This is a genomic window from Bradyrhizobium ganzhouense (assembly GCF_049949285.1).
GTDB classification, from domain to species: Bacteria; Pseudomonadota; Alphaproteobacteria; order Rhizobiales; family Xanthobacteraceae; genus Bradyrhizobium; species Bradyrhizobium ganzhouense.
This window is the reverse complement of the sequence record NZ_CP181318.1, coordinates 6,650,862-6,668,545: the sequence shown is the minus strand read 5'-3', so window position 1 is coordinate 6,668,545 and position 17,684 is coordinate 6,650,862. Positions and strand designations below refer to the sequence as shown.

General features: G+C 61.1%; 16 protein-coding genes. 13 read left to right on the top strand and 3 right to left on the bottom strand.

All coding sequences use genetic code 11. From position 1 onward, the window contains the following. Window positions 1–41 precede the first annotated feature (41 nt). On the top strand, window positions 42–506 hold the full coding sequence (locus ACLFLU_RS30855; protein ID WP_426408503.1) for a CGNR zinc finger domain-containing protein: 465 nt from the start codon (window positions 42–44) through the stop codon (window positions 504–506). A 212-nt stretch (window positions 507–718) separates the two neighbouring features. Here the strand turns inward: ACLFLU_RS30855 and ACLFLU_RS30850 are convergent, their stop codons facing one another. Continuing rightward, a complete protein-coding gene (locus ACLFLU_RS30850) occupies window positions 719–1,408 on the bottom strand; it encodes a TetR/AcrR family transcriptional regulator (protein ID WP_426408502.1) in 690 nt (229 codons plus the stop codon). A 203-nt stretch (window positions 1,409–1,611) separates the two neighbouring features. Between ACLFLU_RS30850 and ACLFLU_RS30845 the strand changes: the two genes are divergently transcribed. Continuing rightward, window positions 1,612–2,874 carry an HlyD family secretion protein gene (locus tag ACLFLU_RS30845; protein WP_426408501.1) on the top strand — a complete coding sequence of 421 codons (1,263 nt, stop codon included), beginning with the start codon at window positions 1,612–1,614 and terminating at the stop codon, window positions 2,872–2,874. Then, window positions 2,871–4,475, top strand: coding sequence for a DHA2 family efflux MFS transporter permease subunit (locus ACLFLU_RS30840; RefSeq protein WP_426408500.1), 1,605 nt, complete (start codon window positions 2,871–2,873; stop codon window positions 4,473–4,475). Before ACLFLU_RS30845 ends, ACLFLU_RS30840 begins: the two co-directional genes overlap by 4 nt. A gap of 248 nt (window positions 4,476–4,723) precedes the next feature. Here the strand turns inward: ACLFLU_RS30840 and ACLFLU_RS30835 are convergent, their stop codons facing one another. After that, complete coding sequence (locus ACLFLU_RS30835; protein WP_426408499.1) at window positions 4,724–5,587, bottom strand: LysR family transcriptional regulator; 864 nt, start codon at window positions 5,585–5,587, stop codon at window positions 4,724–4,726. A gap of 105 nt (window positions 5,588–5,692) precedes the next feature. On the opposite strand from ACLFLU_RS30835, the gene ACLFLU_RS30830 reads away from it, so the two are divergent. From ACLFLU_RS30830 to ACLFLU_RS30810, 5 genes are all read left to right on the top strand, one after another. Beyond that, entirely contained in the window at window positions 5,693–6,562 is an 870-nt protein-coding gene (locus tag ACLFLU_RS30830; RefSeq protein WP_426408498.1) for an SDR family NAD(P)-dependent oxidoreductase, read from the top strand. Window positions 6,563–6,602: 40 nt separating this feature from the next. Next, window positions 6,603–7,061 (top strand): nuclear transport factor 2 family protein, encoded by a 459-nt coding sequence (locus ACLFLU_RS30825; RefSeq protein WP_426408497.1) that lies wholly within the window; start codon window positions 6,603–6,605, stop codon window positions 7,059–7,061. A gap of 560 nt (window positions 7,062–7,621) precedes the next feature. After that, window positions 7,622–8,320 (top strand): pirin family protein, encoded by a 699-nt coding sequence (locus tag ACLFLU_RS30820; RefSeq protein ID WP_426408496.1) that lies wholly within the window; start codon window positions 7,622–7,624, stop codon window positions 8,318–8,320. A 609-nt stretch (window positions 8,321–8,929) separates the two neighbouring features. Next, on the top strand, window positions 8,930–9,358 hold the full coding sequence (locus ACLFLU_RS30815; RefSeq protein WP_426408495.1) for a hypothetical protein: 429 nt from the start codon (window positions 8,930–8,932) through the stop codon (window positions 9,356–9,358). A 140-nt stretch (window positions 9,359–9,498) separates the two neighbouring features. Then, a complete protein-coding gene (locus ACLFLU_RS30810) occupies window positions 9,499–10,500 on the top strand; it encodes an NADP-dependent oxidoreductase (RefSeq protein ID WP_426408494.1) in 1,002 nt (333 codons plus the stop codon). A 45-nt stretch (window positions 10,501–10,545) separates the two neighbouring features. On the opposite strand, the gene ACLFLU_RS30805 is transcribed toward ACLFLU_RS30810, so the two are convergent. Next, the gene (locus ACLFLU_RS30805; RefSeq protein WP_426408493.1) at window positions 10,546–11,367 is read right to left on the bottom strand and encodes a GntR family transcriptional regulator; all 822 of its coding nucleotides are present in this window, start codon (window positions 11,365–11,367) and stop codon (window positions 10,546–10,548) included. A 69-nt stretch (window positions 11,368–11,436) separates the two neighbouring features. Here ACLFLU_RS30805 and ACLFLU_RS30800 point away from each other — a divergent pair, with 69 nt between their 5' ends. From ACLFLU_RS30800 to ACLFLU_RS30780, 5 genes are all read left to right on the top strand, one after another. Beyond that, a complete protein-coding gene (locus ACLFLU_RS30800) occupies window positions 11,437–12,312 on the top strand; it encodes a fumarylacetoacetate hydrolase family protein (protein WP_426408492.1) in 876 nt (291 codons plus the stop codon). A gap of 136 nt (window positions 12,313–12,448) precedes the next feature. Beyond that, window positions 12,449–14,071: an FAD-dependent monooxygenase gene (locus ACLFLU_RS30795; protein WP_426408491.1), complete on the top strand. Its 1,623-nt coding sequence runs from the start codon at window positions 12,449–12,451 to the stop codon at window positions 14,069–14,071. A 17-nt stretch (window positions 14,072–14,088) separates the two neighbouring features. Then, complete coding sequence (locus tag ACLFLU_RS30790; RefSeq protein ID WP_426408490.1) at window positions 14,089–15,270, top strand: FAD-dependent monooxygenase; 1,182 nt, start codon at window positions 14,089–14,091, stop codon at window positions 15,268–15,270. Further along, complete coding sequence (locus ACLFLU_RS30785) at window positions 15,267–16,142, top strand: VOC family protein (protein WP_426408489.1); 876 nt, start codon at window positions 15,267–15,269, stop codon at window positions 16,140–16,142. Before ACLFLU_RS30790 ends, ACLFLU_RS30785 begins: the two co-directional genes overlap by 4 nt. 43 nt (window positions 16,143–16,185) lie before the next feature. Then, window positions 16,186–17,427, top strand: coding sequence for an ABC transporter substrate-binding protein (locus tag ACLFLU_RS30780; RefSeq protein ID WP_426408488.1), 1,242 nt, complete (start codon window positions 16,186–16,188; stop codon window positions 17,425–17,427). Window positions 17,428–17,684: the final 257 nt, after the last annotated feature.

Below are 17,684 nucleotides of genomic sequence, written 5' to 3'. Positions count from 1 at the left end.
GATTACGAGTCTTTTTGGGCTGGAGTTCGCGCCGGGGAACGATGCCGACTCGAGCTTTGGAATGCCTCGCATCGTTGTCGGAGAGAGACACTGCCGCGACGAAAGCCGCCATGAGAGAGGCACTGTCTCTTCGCGCGGACATCTGGAAGATCGTGGATGCGCTGCGCAAACGGTTGCATCCAGATTTGAGTCCAATCAATCAAATTCTAGCGGCGGCTCCCTCGCAGCCGCCGATCCTAAAGTCGACAAAAGATTACGTGCATGATTTCAGAGGAAAAAGCCTGCGCGAGCCGTTGTGGCCAGTGCTATGGTCTTTGACCAGTTTGATCACGTCGGTAGATGCTACTCGCATCGGCTGCTGCCAGGCGGAAGGTTGCGGATGGTTTTATGTGGACGAGAGCCCAAATCGGACGCGCCTCTGGTGCTCAAGTGAGGTCTGCGGCAATCGAGAACGCGCCCGTCGAGCTTACGCCAAGCGGACGAAAAAAGGTCCCACTCGGCGCTGATCAGCGCAACAGATTGATTGATCGGACTCTCGTGGATCGAGCCGCATCTCGGCATCCGGCTTAGATCTCTCGCGCAAGTGAACAAAGACGCCATCGACAAATTGCAGGACCTCAGAGATCGCAAGACGCGACAGCCTGCCAGCGCCTCGCCGGTCAGTTTCTTCCGTAAGCCCGGATGACCCCTCTCGATACCACCGCGAAGGGGTCCTCGATCAGCTTCTGCGGCAGGCCGCGAGAAAGAACGCAACACCGCGCGCCACATGCGCGTCAATCTCAGGATCGAGCACTTCGAGGTTCACCTCGAACAGCGCCCTGAACAACATCGGCACCGCGACGAGATCGAGGAAGAACCGCGCCGTCGTCGCAAGGTGCTCCGGAGCGAAGGCCGGCAGCCTCCCTAGCTCGTCGGACGACGTCAGGTCGCGCAGGAGGTGAACCCCCAAATCGGTGCTGAGTTCGCGCGCCCTTCGATTGACCGTGGCGGCCAGGTCGGGGAAGCGCCGCGCCTCCGCTATGGCGAGCCGCATCAGTCCGATCCTGTCGGTGTCGAGCCCCCAGTGCAGCAAGGTGCGCGCAGCACTCGTGAGACGCTCCTCGACCGATGTACCGCTCGGCATCTCGACCTTGAACTCCGCGATGCGCACCAGGATGTCCCGCGTCACCACTTCGGCGAATAGCGCCCGCTTGTCCTCGAAGCGCACATAGATCGTGCGTTTTCCGGAACGAGCGACCTCTGCGATCTCGTCGATGCTCGCGCCCTCGAACCCGCGCAGCAGAAAAACCGTGCGGGCCGCATCAAGAATGCGCGCAGCCACCTCCCCGGTGAGTTCCTTCGGCGGGCGGCCCTTGCGCACCACGGCACGCTTGGGCCTCAACGGCGGTATCTTCTTGAGGGCGTTCATTGTGGTCGCGGTGGATTCCATGCTGCCGATAGGTCGGCCTTTCTTCTCAATCTACGCTTATCACATTTGCTTGTAAATAGAACGGAACGGTATCGTTCTTATTGACGCGCCAGCAGAGCGGAACTATTTGCCTCGTATAACGGAACGGTTCCGTTCCTTTATGCGAGGCCCGCGAGACCTCACCGTCAGCAGGAGCTGCGATCATGTTCGAAGACCGTGTTTTGGAACGAGGCGCACCAGGGCTGGAGGGCGTTGAAAGCCCGCCTTCTGCGCATGAACCCGCCGTCAAATCCCATGAGCCAGAGCCCGTCGCGCGCGCCCCCGCCCCGAATAAAAGCCCCGCGGACAAAACGCCTCAACCTGAGACGGAGCAGTCTCAAACCATTGGCAAAGCGCGGTCGGACAGTTTCCTGCGTCGCCGTCCCGTTGCCTCCGCGATCAGCGCCGTGCTTCTTGCCGCAGCGATCGGCGGCGGCTACCTCTACATGGACTACGCAGAGCATTTCGAGTCCACCGACGACGCCTTCATCGCGGCGCGGCAGTACGCGCTCGCCCCCAAGGTGTCAGGATACATCGCCGCCGTTCCAATCACCGACAACGAGCATGTCGCCGCCGGCGATGTGATCGCGCGTCTCGATGATCGCGACTATCGCGTCGCGCTCGCGCAGGCAGAGGCTCAGGTCGCGGCCGCGCGCGCCAGCATCGAGAACATCGACGCGCAAATCGATGTGCAGCAAGCCCAGATTGCCGCCAATCAGGCTCAGGTCGACCAGGCGCAGGCGGCGCTGGTGTTCGCCCAGCAGCAGGCGGTGCGCTACGAGCACCTGGAGCAAACCGGCTACGGCACCGTTCAGAACTCCGAGCAGTACACCTCGCAACTGCATCAGCAGCAGGCCGCGCTCCTGAGCGCGAAGGCGACCCTGAACCTAGCGCAGCGGCAGGTCGAGTCGCTCAATGCGCAACGCAAGAGCGCGGCGGCGAATCTCGCGCAGGCCGAGGCCCAGCGCGACCAGGCACAACTCAATCTGTCCTATACGACGGTGACAGCCGCCCAGCCGGGTCGTGTCGCCAACCTCTCGGCCGCCGTCGGCCAGTTCGCGCAGATCGGCACGAACCTCACGACGTTTGTGCCCGATGAGATCTGGGTGACGGCAAACTTCAAGGAGATCCAGCTCGACCGGATGCGCCCCGGCGAAAAGGTGACGTTGAAGATCGACGCCTATCCGGGACGCACGATCAACGGCCACGTCGCGAGCGTGCAACCCGGATCCGGCACCGCGTTCTCGTTACTGCCGGCGCAGAATGCCACCGGCAACTACGTCAAGATCGTCCAGCGCGTGCCGGTCAAGATCGTGATGGACAACCCACCGACCGACGTCGCGCTCGGGCCGGGCATGTCGGTGGTCCCGACCGTGCGCATCGATCCCTCGCTGTCGCTGCTCGATCGCCTGGGGAGGCTGCTATGAGCGCCGCAGCGATCGACGCCAAAGGTTTCGTTCCTCCTGAAATCGCCGTCCCCAACCCGTGGCTGATCGCGATCGTGGTCGCACTCGCGAGCTTCATGGAGGTGCTCGACACCACCATCGCCAACGTGGCGCTCCCGTATATCGCGGGCGGGCTGGGGGTAAGCGAGGACGAAGCGTCCTGGGTGGTCACCACCTATCTGGTGTCCAACGCCATCATCCTGACCGCCTCGAGCTTTCTCGCCCGGATGCTGGGACGCAAGACGTTCTTCCTGATCTGCCTCGGGATATTCACCGTTAGCTCCATCCTGTGCGGGTTTGCCCCCAATCTCAATGCGCTGTTGCTGTTCCGTATTCTGCAAGGCCTCGGCGGCGGCGGCATGGTGCCGGTCGCCCAGTCGATTCTGGCCGATGCGTTTCCGCCGGCCAAGCGCGGCCAGGCCTTTGCGGTGTTCGGCGTTGCCGTGGTGGTGGCGCCGGTGGTCGGGCCGACGCTTGGCGGCTGGCTCTCCGACAATCTCTCATGGCACTGGTGCTTCCTGATCAACGCTCCCGTCGGCGTGTTTGCGATCGCCCTGATAGCGCTCGTCCTGCACGAGTCTCCGACCGCGCGGGCAGAGGCCCAGGCGCAGCAGCAAGGCGTCAGGTTCGACGTCATCGGCTTCATGCTGGTTGCGACCTTCCTCGGCGCGCTCGAGGTCATGCTTGACCGCGGCCTCGAGGACGACTGGTTCGCCTCCCCCTTCATCGTGACCTTCGCTGTCATCTGCGGCATGGCATTCGTGCTGATGATCCCGTGGGAGATGACCCGCCGCAATCCGATGATCGACCTGCGGATGGTGGCGAGCCGCCAGTTCGGCGCCTGTTTCCTGGTGATGCTGGCGACCGGCGCCATCCTGCTTGCGACCACCCAGTTCCTGCCGCAGCTGGTGCAGCAGGATTTCGGCTACACCGCGACCTGGGCCGGCCTCGTGCTCTCGCCCGGCGGCCTCGTCACCATGCTGATGATGTTCGTCGTCGGCCGCCTCGCGGCGAAGGTGCAGCCGAAATATCTGATCGTCGCCGGTGCGGTTATCATTGCGATCTCCATGTACGGCATGACCAACGTGTACGGCGATCTCGGCTTCTGGTTCATGGCGCGTTCGCGCATGCTGCTCGGTGTTGGCCTGCCGCTGATCTTCGTGCCGATCATGGCGGCCTCCTATGATGGCATTCCGCCGACCAAGACCGACCAGGCCTCCGCCCTGATCAACGCGGCGCGCAACACCGGTGGCTCGATCGGCGTCTCCATCGTGTCCAACGTGCTGACACATCGCGAGCAGTTCCACCAGAATCGGCTCGTCGAGCAGGTAACGCCGTCAAGTCCGCAATATCAGGACACGCTGCATCAGATCACCAACTTCTTCGTCGGTCAGGGCAGTTCACTGGCACAGGCGCACGAACAGGCCATCCAGTGGATCGGGCAACAGGTGCAGACCCAGGCATCGTTCCTGTCCTACATGGACGCGTTTTGGGTGCTGATGCTGATCTCGCTGTCGGCCGTGCCGCTCGCGCTGACGCTGCGCAAGGCCAAGCTTGGCGGTGCCATCCATGTCGGACACTGAGCATCACCCAAGCGCCACCCGGCCGCAGACCTCACGTTCGTGGGTTCGCAGTTTTGGGCGGGTCCAATTTGTCTCTGCGGCCTTAGTCCGCAGGCTCGAGGCAGCCAAGTATCTGTTGTTGCGAGCAGAGGGGACGCTGGTCTGCAAGTTCGGATTGACCAGTTCTGGACCCTAAAGCAGACATTCACGTTTCCGTTTCCCGCGAGGATACTTCGTAGGGGCAGTGTTGTCGGTTGATCGGCTGCCAATTACCCGAAACGCTCGATCAGCAATTCAGTGAGAACCCGGACCTTCCTTGCAGGGTGCTGCCCAGGAGGCCGAACGACGAAGATACCGGCCGTCGGAACAGGGTAGCGCGGCATGACGCCAACAAGCGCGCCGGAATCCAGATGGCTTTTGATGAGATGATCCGGAAGCCAGGCGATGCCGAGCCCTGCCACCGCAGCAACGACGAGTGCGGTACCGTTGTCCGCCTTGAATCGCCCCTGCGGATGAATGGAAATGATCTTGTCGCCATCCATGAACTGCCAGGCTTCCGTTCCCTGCATGAGCGCCTGGTGGCTGAGGAGATCGTTCGGCGTCTCGGGAGCCCCATGCTCCCTGATATAGTCCGGACTTGCCACGAGCGTCCCGGTGAGCGTCCCGACACGACGCGCAATCAAGTTCGAGTCGCTGAGATAGCCGACGCGTATCGCACAATCGAAACCCTCCCCAATAATATCCACGAAGCGATCGCTGTAGCTCGCCTGTACGTGGAGCGCCGGGTGGCGCAGCGCCATGTCCGCAAAGACCGGCGCCAAATGCGTGGGCCCCAAGGATAGTGGTGCGGCGATACGGAGGCGGCCGCGCAGTTCGCCGGCAGGCAAGATCGTTTCGAGCGCGGCATCGATTTCTGCGCGAACGCGAGCGGCGTGCTCGCGAAACGTGACCCCGGCCTCCGTCAACGCGGCGCCGCGTGTTGTTCGCGCGAGCAGCTGAACGCCGAGCTCGGCTTCCAGTCGGAATAGCCGTCGACTGACAATCGACTTGGAGACGCCAAGCCGCCGGGCCGCCGCCGACACCCCGCCAGCATCAGCCACATCGACAAAAGTCCGCAGATCTTCGAAATCCATCCCCGGCGTTCCATTTTTGGCGACACAGATAGCCAATTTATGAGGATATCTGATCGAATTTAGCAACGATAGCTTGATTGTCAGCTCAAACCAAGGGAGATCGCAATGTCATCGCGTAACCAACATTCCGGCCGCTCAGCGGTCGTCACCGGCGCCGGCGCGGGGCTCGGCCGCGATATCGCGCTGGGGCTCGCAGCCAAAAGCTATGTCGTTTTCGGAACGGCCATGTCGGCGGCCGAAGTCCAGGATCTGAAGGACGCTTCCGGTGGACGCGTCAGCCTGACGGTCTGTGACATGACCAAAGAAGAAGAGGTGAGAACCTGGGCGGCCGGCGTGTCCGACGCCCTCGGCGATTCCGGCCTTGATATCCTGATCAACAACGCCGGCATCCTGACCCCAGGGCCGATCGAGGTTCTTCCGCTGGACGCCATCCGGCGTGAATTCGACGTCAATGTGTTCGGTGCCCTCTCGGTCATCAATGCTTTTCTGCCAGCGCTGAGGAAGGCGCGTGGGCGCATCGTTCAGGTCAGCACGTGGACCGCCAGCGTGCCGCTGCCGTTCAATGGACCGTCGGGCGCATCGAAGGCCGCGATGGAAGTATTCGCGACGGTCTACCGCGCTGAACTGAAGCGATTCGGAATTGACGTCGTGGTCGCGGCGGCGGGCAACATGAAGACCGGCGGCCCAGCGAAAACAGCCGTAGCCCTCGAGCGGGTTGCTGACGGAATGACGCCCGAACAGCGCGAACTGTACGGAACAACCTTCGGATCGTTCGCGGCCGCTCTAAACGGCATGCAGAACAGCGGACTCGATTCGGCTGCCGCCGCCCGGAGGGTGATCGAACTGGCCGAGCAAGTCCCCGCACCGAGCCGTGCGCCGGTGGGAGTAGATGCCGGAGAGATGCTCCGCATCGCTCGAGAGAAATCAGACGCCGAGCAGGATGCGTTGCGCCTTCAGCTCGTCGGCCTGAGTTAAGTCCACCCGACAACCACCCATCTGACAACAGGAGCTAACCATGATCGAGATCCTTGACACCAACGATAGCCGCGCTGTTCGCAACAAGAACAACGTTCTTGCGCTCTACGAGCTGATGATCAACACGAAGAGATCGGAAGAGGGCACGGCCAAATACGTGAGCCCCGCCTACATCCAGCACAACCCGCTGATCGCCGACGGTTCGGTCGCGCTGGGCAAGTTCTTCGCCCAGATCACTGGAGAACGCGCCCGGGCTCGCGTCGTGGTTCACCGCATTATCGCGGTCGGCGACTACGTTTGGGCGCACGTGAATTTCCTGAATCTCTTCAATGACGACCCGAAAGATACGGGAATCGCCGGCGTCGATATCTACAGGATGGACGCCGACGGCAAGGCCGTCGAACATTGGGACACCTTGCAGTTCGTTGGCGACGCGACAAACTCGGCACCAATGATTGCGCCGAACATCCCGCGGGCCAACCCGAACGGAATGTTCTGAACAGATGTGCCTCAAGAATCGTCTGTTCTAGCCTCACGGCCGTGGGAGACGTTCCTGCCAGCGCGACTGGCAGGGACGTCTCGCCTTTCAGCCATCAGCGGCACTGGAAGAGACAGTCAAGGTGCGGCGGGCACCGACTCTTGAAGTGGTTGTCGCTAGTTTGCCTTTGTCGGACTTTGTCTCCGGCGAATTCGACGCTTCAGCGAGATCTTGAGGGCGTGCTGCATGGCCCCGCTGAGCGGCGCCTCGCTATCCACGTCAATGGCGTGACCGGCGCGGCATTGACGCCGATCCGGCGCGACGCAATCATCATGGCTGCAAGAGTCTGCGGTCCAAGCAAGAACGTTGGCGGGGTGACCGTTTCGGTCGCGGCTTAGGGCCGTGATCGATTTCGTGGCAGCTGCGCTGAAATCATCGGTGGAGGCCTGGCTTTGGCCTGAGGGTCATTGTTCACCAGGTAGAACGCTACGTCGCAATCTTGCTGCCTAATCATTTCGCTGCCGCGGCGCCATAACACGTCTCGAAGGCGGCAACGACCGCGCAGCCCAGAGGACAAGAACATGCTGCAACTGCGATCAAAGGAAACGCTCGATCACGGCGACCGAGGCTGGCTCAAGGCGAGCCATCACTTCGTTGTTTCGGAAGAGGGAAACCTCGCCAATGGCCCGCTTGGCCCGCTGGTGGTCTGGAATGACGATGAGATCGCTCCCGGTACCGGCTTCGGTCGCCACTCGCATGTCAACATGGAGATCATCACCTATGTCCGCCAAGGCGTCGTGACGCATGAGGATAGCACCGGCAATGTGGGCCGGACCGTGGCCGGCGATGTCCAGGTGATGAGCGCCGGGATCGGGATCAGCCATTCCGAGCAAAACCGCGACAGCGATCCCTTGAAGATTTTCCAGATCTGGTTGGTGCCACGTCAAAAGGGCGGAGCGCCGCGGTGGGATAGCCGCAAATTCCCCAAGGCAGACCGCGCTGGCCGGTTGATCGAACTCGCAAGTGGTGATCCGCGAAGCGCTGATGCGCTTCCGATCGGCGCCGATGCGCGTGTCCTTGGTGCGACGCTGCTCGCCGGCACTACGCTCAAGCACTCTCCCGAGGGTTTCCGGCACGCGTATCTCGTGCCCGCCCAAGGAGCCGTCCGTGTCAACGGGCAGAGGGTTGCGGTTGGCGATGGTATCGCTGCGATCGACGAAGCCGAACTCGTCATTACAGCCGAGGAAGATGCCGAAGTCGTCCTTGTAGAAGCCGCTTGATCACGAGGGTAACGAGAGCGCCCATCCGAATTGCTTGAGCAAACCGCCGATTGGAGGCGACCGGCGTGTTTGCAACGTTGAATCACAAGGCCTCATCCAGCAAGGAGCAGCCGTGAGAGCGCCCATTCCAAAATTGATCATCGCCGCGATGTTGCTCTTTGCTGCCGCGTGGATACCAAACGCGCAAGCCAAGGCAACTGCAATCAACACGCGTTTCGATGGTTCGTGGAACCTGGTGTTCGTCACGGTGCGAGGTGCGGCTTGCGATCCCACCTACAATTTCACCGTGGACGTAAGGGACGGGATCATCAGTCATCCGAACCTTCTGAAATTTCGGGGACGCGTGGCGCCTTCCGGAGCCGTTTGGGCATCGGTCAGTGTCGGTCTAAAATTCGCTTCGGGGAATGGCAGGCTGTCTAAGGACAGTGGCCGAGGCAAATGGAGTGGCCGCGGGGAGGGGGGCGCAACGTGTGGGGGATATTGGACGGCTCAACGAGATTAGAGCAGTCGGGTTGGAGCTGTCCGATTGGGGCAAGCCGGCAGAGAATGAGGACGTATTTCGGTTCGCGAAGTGAGGGCTCTACGGTGTTGGATCACATTCTCAGATTTATGACACTTGGCACGGTCGTCATTGGCTGCATCGCTATCTTTGCCACGCAATACACCAACAATCGGCGTCTGGGCGCTGATATCTTCCTGAAATATTCCGATCGGATCTCCGAGCTCCGTCGCCGGCTGCCGACGGTCGCCATTCTAGAAAGCGACGAGTCTCACGTTGCGGAAATCACGCAGGAAGAACGCCGCGTGGCGCATGAGATCATCTACGCGATCTTCGAACTCTTCGAACTCAGAGTGCACGGTTACTTTCCGTCTACAATTTGGAAGATCAGAGAGCCCGACGTGGAAGCTCTTCTGTCACTACCCGTCTTTCGGCAGGTGATGAAGGCCTTGAGAGGTGCCTTTGCAAGGCATCCACGTTTCTCGACCTGGGTCGACGGCGTTACGCGCGCATCCAGCTTTCAATCCGAACTACGATAGCCAAGGGTGGAGATCATGATCAAGCAGCGAGATTTCAGCGTCGCGATGCTGGACGGCCCCCGCCTTGCGGTGGATGTTTACCGGCCCGACGCTCCGGACAAACACCCCGCATCACGCCTGCTCGGGGAAAGGTAGCGGCAATGAAAAGCCGGCAAGTATGGCTGTGCTCTCGCCCCAACGGGATTCCGCAGGCGACGGATTTCGCGCTTCGCGAGACGGAAGTGCCGAGGATTTCGGACGGCGAGTTCCTTGTTCGCAACATCTTCCTGTCGGCAGATCCGGCCATGCGTGGATGGATTGCCGACAAGAGCACCTATTGGCCGAGGATAGAAGTTGGCGACACTATGCGCGCATTCTCTGCCGGCGAGGTGATTGAATCGCGAAGCCCTGACTATGCCGTTGGCGACAAGGTCATGGGTATATTCGGTTGGCAGGATTATGCCGCAGCTAAACCGCAGCAGGTCATGCGCAAGGTCCTCGAAGACGATCTTCCTCTCTCGCTCTCGCTGGGCGTGCTTGGATTGAACGGCCTGACGGCCTATTTCGGTCTCCTAGATGTCTGCCGGCCGAAGGCCGGAGAGACCGTCGTGGTCTCAACTGCGGCGGGCGGGGTTGGCTCTGCGGTGGGGCAGATCGCGAAGATCAGGGGATGTAGAACGATCGGGTTTGCCGGTGGTGCCGAGAAGGTTCAGCAGTGCCTCGAGGAGTTCGGCTACGATGTTGCCATAGACTACAAGTCAACGGCGGATCTTGACGGAGCGCTTGCGCGCCTTTGCCCCAACGGCGTCGATGCGTTCTTCGACAATACGTCCGGTGCAATTCACGATGCCGTTGTCCGGCAGATCAATGTCGGAGCGCGCATCGCGATTTGCGGGACGGCTTCCTATGCGAGCTGGGACCCATGGAATGAGGGGCCGCGTCCCGAGCGGCATCTGCTCGTAAAGCGGGCAATCATGCAGGGCTTCCTCACCACCGATTTCGCCCCAAGATATGAAGAGGCAATTGCAGCGCTGGCTGGCTGGATCCGTGCTGGCAAACTTCGCTACCGCGAGGACATGCAGCAAGGCATCGAGTCGGCGCCCGCATCGATCGCGATGCTCTATGCCGGAGAGAACCGCGGCAAGCTGGTCATTAAATTGTAGCGATACCAACGTTGGTCGATCATGTCACAGCCGGGCTGTGCCTCCTCAGGCAGACGACGCGCCACGCTTGCGCTTCCGCGGCAGATCTTCAGGCGACGAGTCCTCGCCCGGCTTTGCCTTTGGAGACCGAGCCACCGGCCCACGCTTGGACGATACGGCGTCGAGGACGATTTTTGCGGTCAGTTGCAGGTGCGCATTCATCAATGCGACAGCGCGTTCGCTGTCTCGCGCCAAGGCGGCCTCCGCAATCTCGCGATGTTCCTTGTCGAGATCGCGATCGACCTTGGACAGGGGACCGGTAAACCACCGGTAGCGTGCAGAATGATTGAAAAGAATCGCGCGCAAATGAAGCAGCCAGGGGCTGCCGCATCCGGCCGCAAGAACCTCGTGAAAGGTCTCGTGAGCCTTCGCATATTCGTTGCTGTAGCGACGCGCAGCCTTGTCGGACCATACCGGCGTATGCGTCAGACGGTGCAGGGCAGCGACCACTTGCGATTGCCACTCGATCCCGCCCTTCTCGATCGCACCGCGAAGGCAGAGTGCCTCGATGCTGCATCGAACGTCGGTGAGATCGCGAAGGGCATCGACCGACAACGGCGCGACACGGAAGCCTCGCTGCGGTTCGCTGACGACAAATCCCTCCGATGCGAGGCGCGACAGCGCCTCACGCACGGCGCTCGAGCCGACCGCAAAGCGACGGCACAGATCGTCGATCTTCAGCTTCTCTCCAGGCGCGAAGTTGCACGCAAGCAGTTCGGAGCGAAGCTCCGCATAGGCTCCGTGGGTCAGGCTCGTGGGTGATTCCATAATGCGCATAGCCATAGCGGACGAAATGACTGGAGTCACTCGTAAAATGCATACTTTCAAAAATATGCATTTTATCTTGCAATATGCATTTTGTGTGATAGAAGAAATCGCAACGGAGGAATACGCCCCATGCGCTTTGCTGCTTATGAGAGAAACGGGACGCGCGGCCTCGCGGTGGCCGATCAAGCCGGCCGGCACTGGGGACTCGATGATGGCGGAGATGACAAGCTCCAGCGTGCCCTTGCCGGTGGAAGGGACGGACTGAAGGATCTCGCGGCGGCCCTTCTCAAAGGCGAGCCGATTGATCCGGAAGCTGTGAGCTTCCTTCCTCCGCTGTCGTCACCCGGCAAGATCATCTGTGTGGGACTGAACTACGCCGACCACACCGCCGAAAGCAGCATCCAACAGCCGGACTACCCGACGCTGTTTGGCCGGTTCGCATCGAGCCTCGTCGGCCACGGTGCGCCGATCGTGCGGCCGACCGTCTCGGAAGCCCTCGACTTCGAGGGCGAGCTGGTCGCCGTCATCGGGCGCGGCGGCCGCCATATCCCGCAGTCTGCGGCCCTCGACCATGTCGCCGGGTATTCGATCTTCAATGACGGCACGATCCGCGACTATCAGTTCCGTACGCCGCAATGGACCATCGGCAAGAATTTCGACGGCACCGGCGCGTTCGGGCCGGCATTCGTGACTGCCGACGAGCTGCCGTCCGGCGCCAGCAATCTGAAACTCGAGACGAGATTGAACGGGACGGTGATGCAGAAGGCGTCGACTTCCGATCTCATCTTCGATGTCGCAACCCTGGTCGCGCTGATCAGCGTCGGCGTCACGCTGCTCCCGGGAGACATTATTGTCACGGGCACTCCGTCCGGGGTCGGCGCTGCACGCAAGCCGCCTCTCTATATGAAGCCTGGCGACGTTTGCGAGATCGAGATCGAGGGATTGGGAGTTCTTCGCAATCCGATCGTGCAGGAAGTCGCAGGCACAGTGCGTACGGCTGCTTGATCCCGAGGTGCCGGCGAGTCGCCGTGGAGAGATATCTTGACCCGATTCGATAGGTGCATCGCGAAGTTCTGATCGGGCGTCATTCGGTGCCGGTAGCACGACGTAGATCGTTCGCCGGCTGTACTGGGAGGAAACAATGAAATCGGTTCCGGTTTTGATTGCTGGCGGTGGTCCTGTCGGGATGACACTCGCCAATGTCCTGGCCCACTTTGGAATCCGCTCCATGTTGGTCGAGCGGAATGCGACGACGACTCGCCATCCGAAGATGGACATCACCAACAGCCGCAGCATGGAGCTGTTCCGCCGGTTCGGCCTGGCGGACGCCTTGCGACGAGCCGCGGTGCCGGAAGATCATCCCTTCGACGTTTCCTGGATCACAAGTCTTGCGGGATATGAGCTGCATCGCTTTCGCTACATGTCCCCGAGCGAGTTTCGAAAGCACATACGCGTCAAGAATGATGGCACCCAGCCGCTCGAGCCTCCGATGCGGGTCTCGCAGGTCGAAATCGAGCCCGTTCTGAAGAAATCCATCGATGCGCGTCCGGAGATCGACGTGCGGTTCGGTGTCGCCTTCGAAAGCTTCGAAGCTAAGGATGATCGTGTCGTCGCGGTGGTGCGGGAGCAGGGCAGTGGCGCTCAGGAACAGGTCAGCTGTCAGTATCTGATTGGCTGCGATGGCGGTTCCAGCCGCGTGCGGGCCGGGCTCGGCATCCAGCTCGAGGGGCAGTCGCGCGTCGGCGAACTCTACATGATCCACTTCCGATCGACCGAGCGCGATCTGTTGCAGCGCTGGGGCCTCGCCTGGCACTACCAGTCACCGCTCGGAACGATGATCGCCCAGAACGATGATGACATCTGGACCGTCCATGTGCCCGTGCTCCCCGGCCAGGACGCGACCAAGCTCGATCCGCGTGCGCTCGTCGAGGCCTATGCGGGCCGGAGCTTTCCGTTCGAGATTCTGGTCGCGAATGCGTGGACGCCGCACCTGCTGGTCGCCGAAAGCTATGGCAAAGGACGCGTTCTGCTCGCAGGCGACTCCGCGCATCAATTCATCCCGACAGGCGGCTATGGGATGAATTCAGGGGTCGGCGATGCCGCCGACCTCGGTTGGAAGCTGGCGGCAACGTTGCAGGGCTTCGGCGGGCCCGGCTTGCTCGAATCGTATGAGGTCGAGCGGCGTCCGGTGGCAACACGAAATCGCGACGCATCCGGACGCCATATGCAGGTTCGAATGCAGATTGCCGAAGCCTATGGAGGCCTGTTGGAAAGCGACAACAGCGAAGATCCCGTGCGCCGGGCGGAAGTCGGCGCAGCGATCGCCAAGCTTGGCAATATCGAGAACGAAAGTTTCGGGATCGAGCACGGCTTCATCTATGAGGGATCACCGATCGTCGCAGGCGGCTCGGCGGCTCGCTTCCCATTCGATCCCGCTGTTTACAAGCCGACGACCACGCCGGGCGCTCGCTTGCCCAGTACGATCCTGAAAGACGGCACGGCGCTCTACGATAGGCTCGGGACGCATTTCACGCTGATCGATTTCCGACGGGGTGATCCGTCGCCCTTTGTCGACGCTGCGGCGCGACGACGGATACCGCTGTCAGTCCTGCAGCTCGACGAGCCCGACCTGAAGGGTGTCTACGGCCAGGAGATGCTGCTGGTGCGACCCGACCACCACATTGCCTGGCGCGGAACGGGCAGCAAGACGCCTGATGCCGATGCCGTCCTTGCGACGGCGCTCGGCTGGGGGGCGGGACAATGAGACCGTTGCATGCGTTGGTGATCGGCGCCGGCATCGGCGGCACGGCGGCAGCCATCGCGTTGCGTCGAGCCGGTCTCGACGTGTCCTTGTTCGAGCAGACTGTGGAGCAACGCGAAGTCGGCGCCGGCATTCAGATCAGCCCGAATGCCTCCAGGCTGCTCGGCCGCTACGGGCTTGGCGACGTCATGGCGTGGGCCGCGGTCCGCCCCTCCGCGGTCGTCTTCCGTCGTTGGCAGGACGGCCGCGTCCTGGGACGCGAAGAGCTCGGTGACGCGATCGAGAATCGCTATGGGACGCCTTACTACCATTTCCACAGAGCTGACCTGATCTCCCTTCTGGCAGACGCATTCGGTCGCAAGGCGATCAAGCTTGGACGACGCCTGATCAATGTCGAGCAGGACGAAAGCGGCGTGACCGCCCGCTTCGAGGACGGCACGTCCGAGCGCGGCGATCTCCTGATCGGGGCCGACGGAATTCACTCCCAAGTTCGCGAGCGGCTGTTCGGAGTGGAAAAGCCGCGGTTCTCGGGGCAGATCGCGTATCGGGGGCTCGCGCCTGCCGAACGGATCGCGCATCTTGGTCTCCCGCTCGATGTCACGAACTGGGTGGGTCCGGGCGGACACTTCGTCCACTACTTCGTTTCCTCAGGTCGATTCCTGAACTTCGTGGCCGTCAGCGAAGAGGCGACCTGGACCCGGGAGCAATGGTCCGATCGCGGTTCGATCTCCGATGCCGCAAGGAAGTATGAGGGGTGGCATCCGCAGATAGCGACTATCCTCAACGCCGTCGACGAGACATACAAATGGGCGTTGTTCGATCGCGATCCACTTCCGGAATGGACGCTGGGGCGCGTCGCGCTGCTGGGCGACGCGTGCCATCCCATGCTGCCTTACATGGCGCAGGGGGCGGCGCAGGCCATCGAGGACGGTGCAGCGCTGGCGGCCTGCCTGAAACACGCAGCCTTCGACATTCCGTCGGCATTACGGGCTTACGTCACTTTGCGCAAGCCGCGCGCGACCGAAGTGCAGGAGAGATCACGCGCCAATTCCATGAGCTTCCACCTGCGCGATGGACCACAACAGCTCGAGAGGGATCAGCTCTTCGCCACGCGCGGTGTGCGTGGCAGCGCTGAGGCAATGAACAAACTTTATGGCTACGACGCCGAAGCCGTCGCGGCGACGCTGGAGGAAAAACCATGACCCGCGCTTTCCAAATTGCTTATGTCGATCTCGATACGCCGTCCGCCGAACAGGAGACCGTCTACTACGACCGCGTGCTCGGCGCGACGCCTGTCGAACGTGGGTCCGATGGCCGCGCGTATTTTAGTCTCGGCCTCGATCACCACAACATCACTGTCAAGCCGGCGCCCGAGGAGCGTCTCTCGGCGCTTGGCCTGAGGATCGAGCAAGAATCGGCCGACGACACGATGAAGTCGCTCCGTGGCCTCGGTCTGTCTGCAGAAAAGAAAAGCGACGTGCGGCCGGGTGTCCCCGTCCTGGTGGAGGTCGTCGTAGCCGGACATACGCTTCACCTGCTGCCGGAGATGGCCATGCCCGGCCCCGGCTTTCGCGCCTCCGGGATCGTGCCCACGCGTCTTGGACACGTCGCCCTGATCACGCCGGAGGCGGACAAATTCGTGGAATTCTGTTCGGCCATCGGGTTTCGTACGACCGATTGGTTCGAGGGGATCGCGACGTTCCTGACTTGTAACCACGATCACCACGTTCTGAATGTCATCGGTGCGCCGGAGACCCGCCTTCACCACCTCGCCTTCGAGCTGCGCAGCCGCGCCGCGCATCATGACGTGGCGGATTTTCTGGCGACGCAGGGCCATCCGATCCTCTGGGGGCCGACACGGCATACCGCAGGCCACAACCTCGCGTCCTATCATTACGACCCGAGCCGCTTTTTGATCGAGCTGTATTCCGACATGGACGTGCTCGTTCCGGAGCTCAACATTTTCGAGCCGCGGCCCTGGCATGAGGCGTATCCCCAGCGTCCCCGCGTGTGGACGATCGAGCAGTTGACGACATGGGGAACCCGGTTCGACTTCGACCTGAAGACGGCCTGATCATTTCGGCCAGCGATTGACGAAACAAGTCGAGGGGAGAGAGATGTCGCAAAGCAAGCGTAGCCCGGGCGTGGTTTGTTTGAGGATCGCTGCGGCAATCCTCGTCGGTGTGGCCATCGCAACGCCGTGCGCGGCTGATGAGAAGCGATATGATCCTGGCGCGAGCGACACTTTCATAAAGATCGGCAATACCGCTCACTATAGCGGTCCGCTGTCATCGAATGGAATTATCGCCAGAACGGAAGCTGCCTATTTCAAGATGATCAACGATCAAGGCGGGATCAACGGCCGCAAGATCGAATTCATCTCCTACGACGACGCCTATAGTCCTCCGAAGACCGTAGAGCAGACCCGCAAGCTGATCGAAAGTGATGAGGTTCTTCTACTTTTCAATCAGCTCGGTACGCCGACCACCATGTCGGTTATCAAATATGTCAACGCGAAGAAGGTGCCGCAGCTGTTCATTGCGGCCGGTGGAACGTTTTTCGGCGATCAGAAGACGAATCCCTGGTCGATGGGCTTCCAGCCAAGCTACCAGAGCGAAACACGCGTCTATGGCAGGTATCTGCATGACAATTATCCCGAAGGAAAGATTGCCATTCTTTCGTCCAACGACGACTTCGGGCGGGACAATATCAAGGGCTTGAAGGATGGGCTCGGCGATTCTGTCAACAACATAGTCGCCGAAGTCACCTATGAGACCAGCGCGCCGACCATCGACTCCGAGTTGGTGAAGCTGAAATTCTCGGGTGCAAATATCTTCGTCAACTTTGCCTCGGCGAAGTTCGCGGCGCAAGCCATCAAGAAAGCGGCAGAGATCGGTTGGAAGCCCGTGCATATCCTGCATGGTAATTCGCAGTCGATCAGCGCGGTCTTGAAACCCGCAGGCCTCGAGAATGCCAGGGACATCATCACGGCGAGTTACAGCAAGGACCCGACCGATGCGGTCTGGAAGGACGATCCCGGTCTCAAGAGGTTTTTCGAGTTCATCGACAGGTACATGCCCGGAGAGGACAAAACTAACTTCTATGTGACCTATGGCTACAATGCCGCGCAGGCACTGGTCGAAGTCCTCAGGCGGTGCAACGACGACCTTACACGTGCAAACATCATGAGGCAGGCCGAAGCGTTGCGTCAGGTTCATCTCGACATGCTGCTCCCGGACGTGACGTTGAACACCTCGCCGGCGGACCACTATCCGATCGAGCAAATGCAACTGCAGAAGTTCGACGGGCAGAACTGGGTACGATTTGGCCCTGCCATCGATGGGGCCTTGGCTAAATAGTCCTTCCAGTTCCGGTTACGCTACAAGGCGATCTTCATACTCGGAGAAAGTCATTGGCTGACTCGCGAGCGGCATCCGCGCCAGATCGTTCCTGCCGATTTAACCAAGCTCTTTAGTCGCGCCGGTCGGTCTTGCCGCACCTGATCGAGGTCGGACAGCGGGCGGCAACTCCCTTCAACGATGCGCCGATTGTCCTGCCAGCGGAACGCTCCGTTGCAACAACAGCCGCAATAGCTCGGCGATTATACTTTACGATC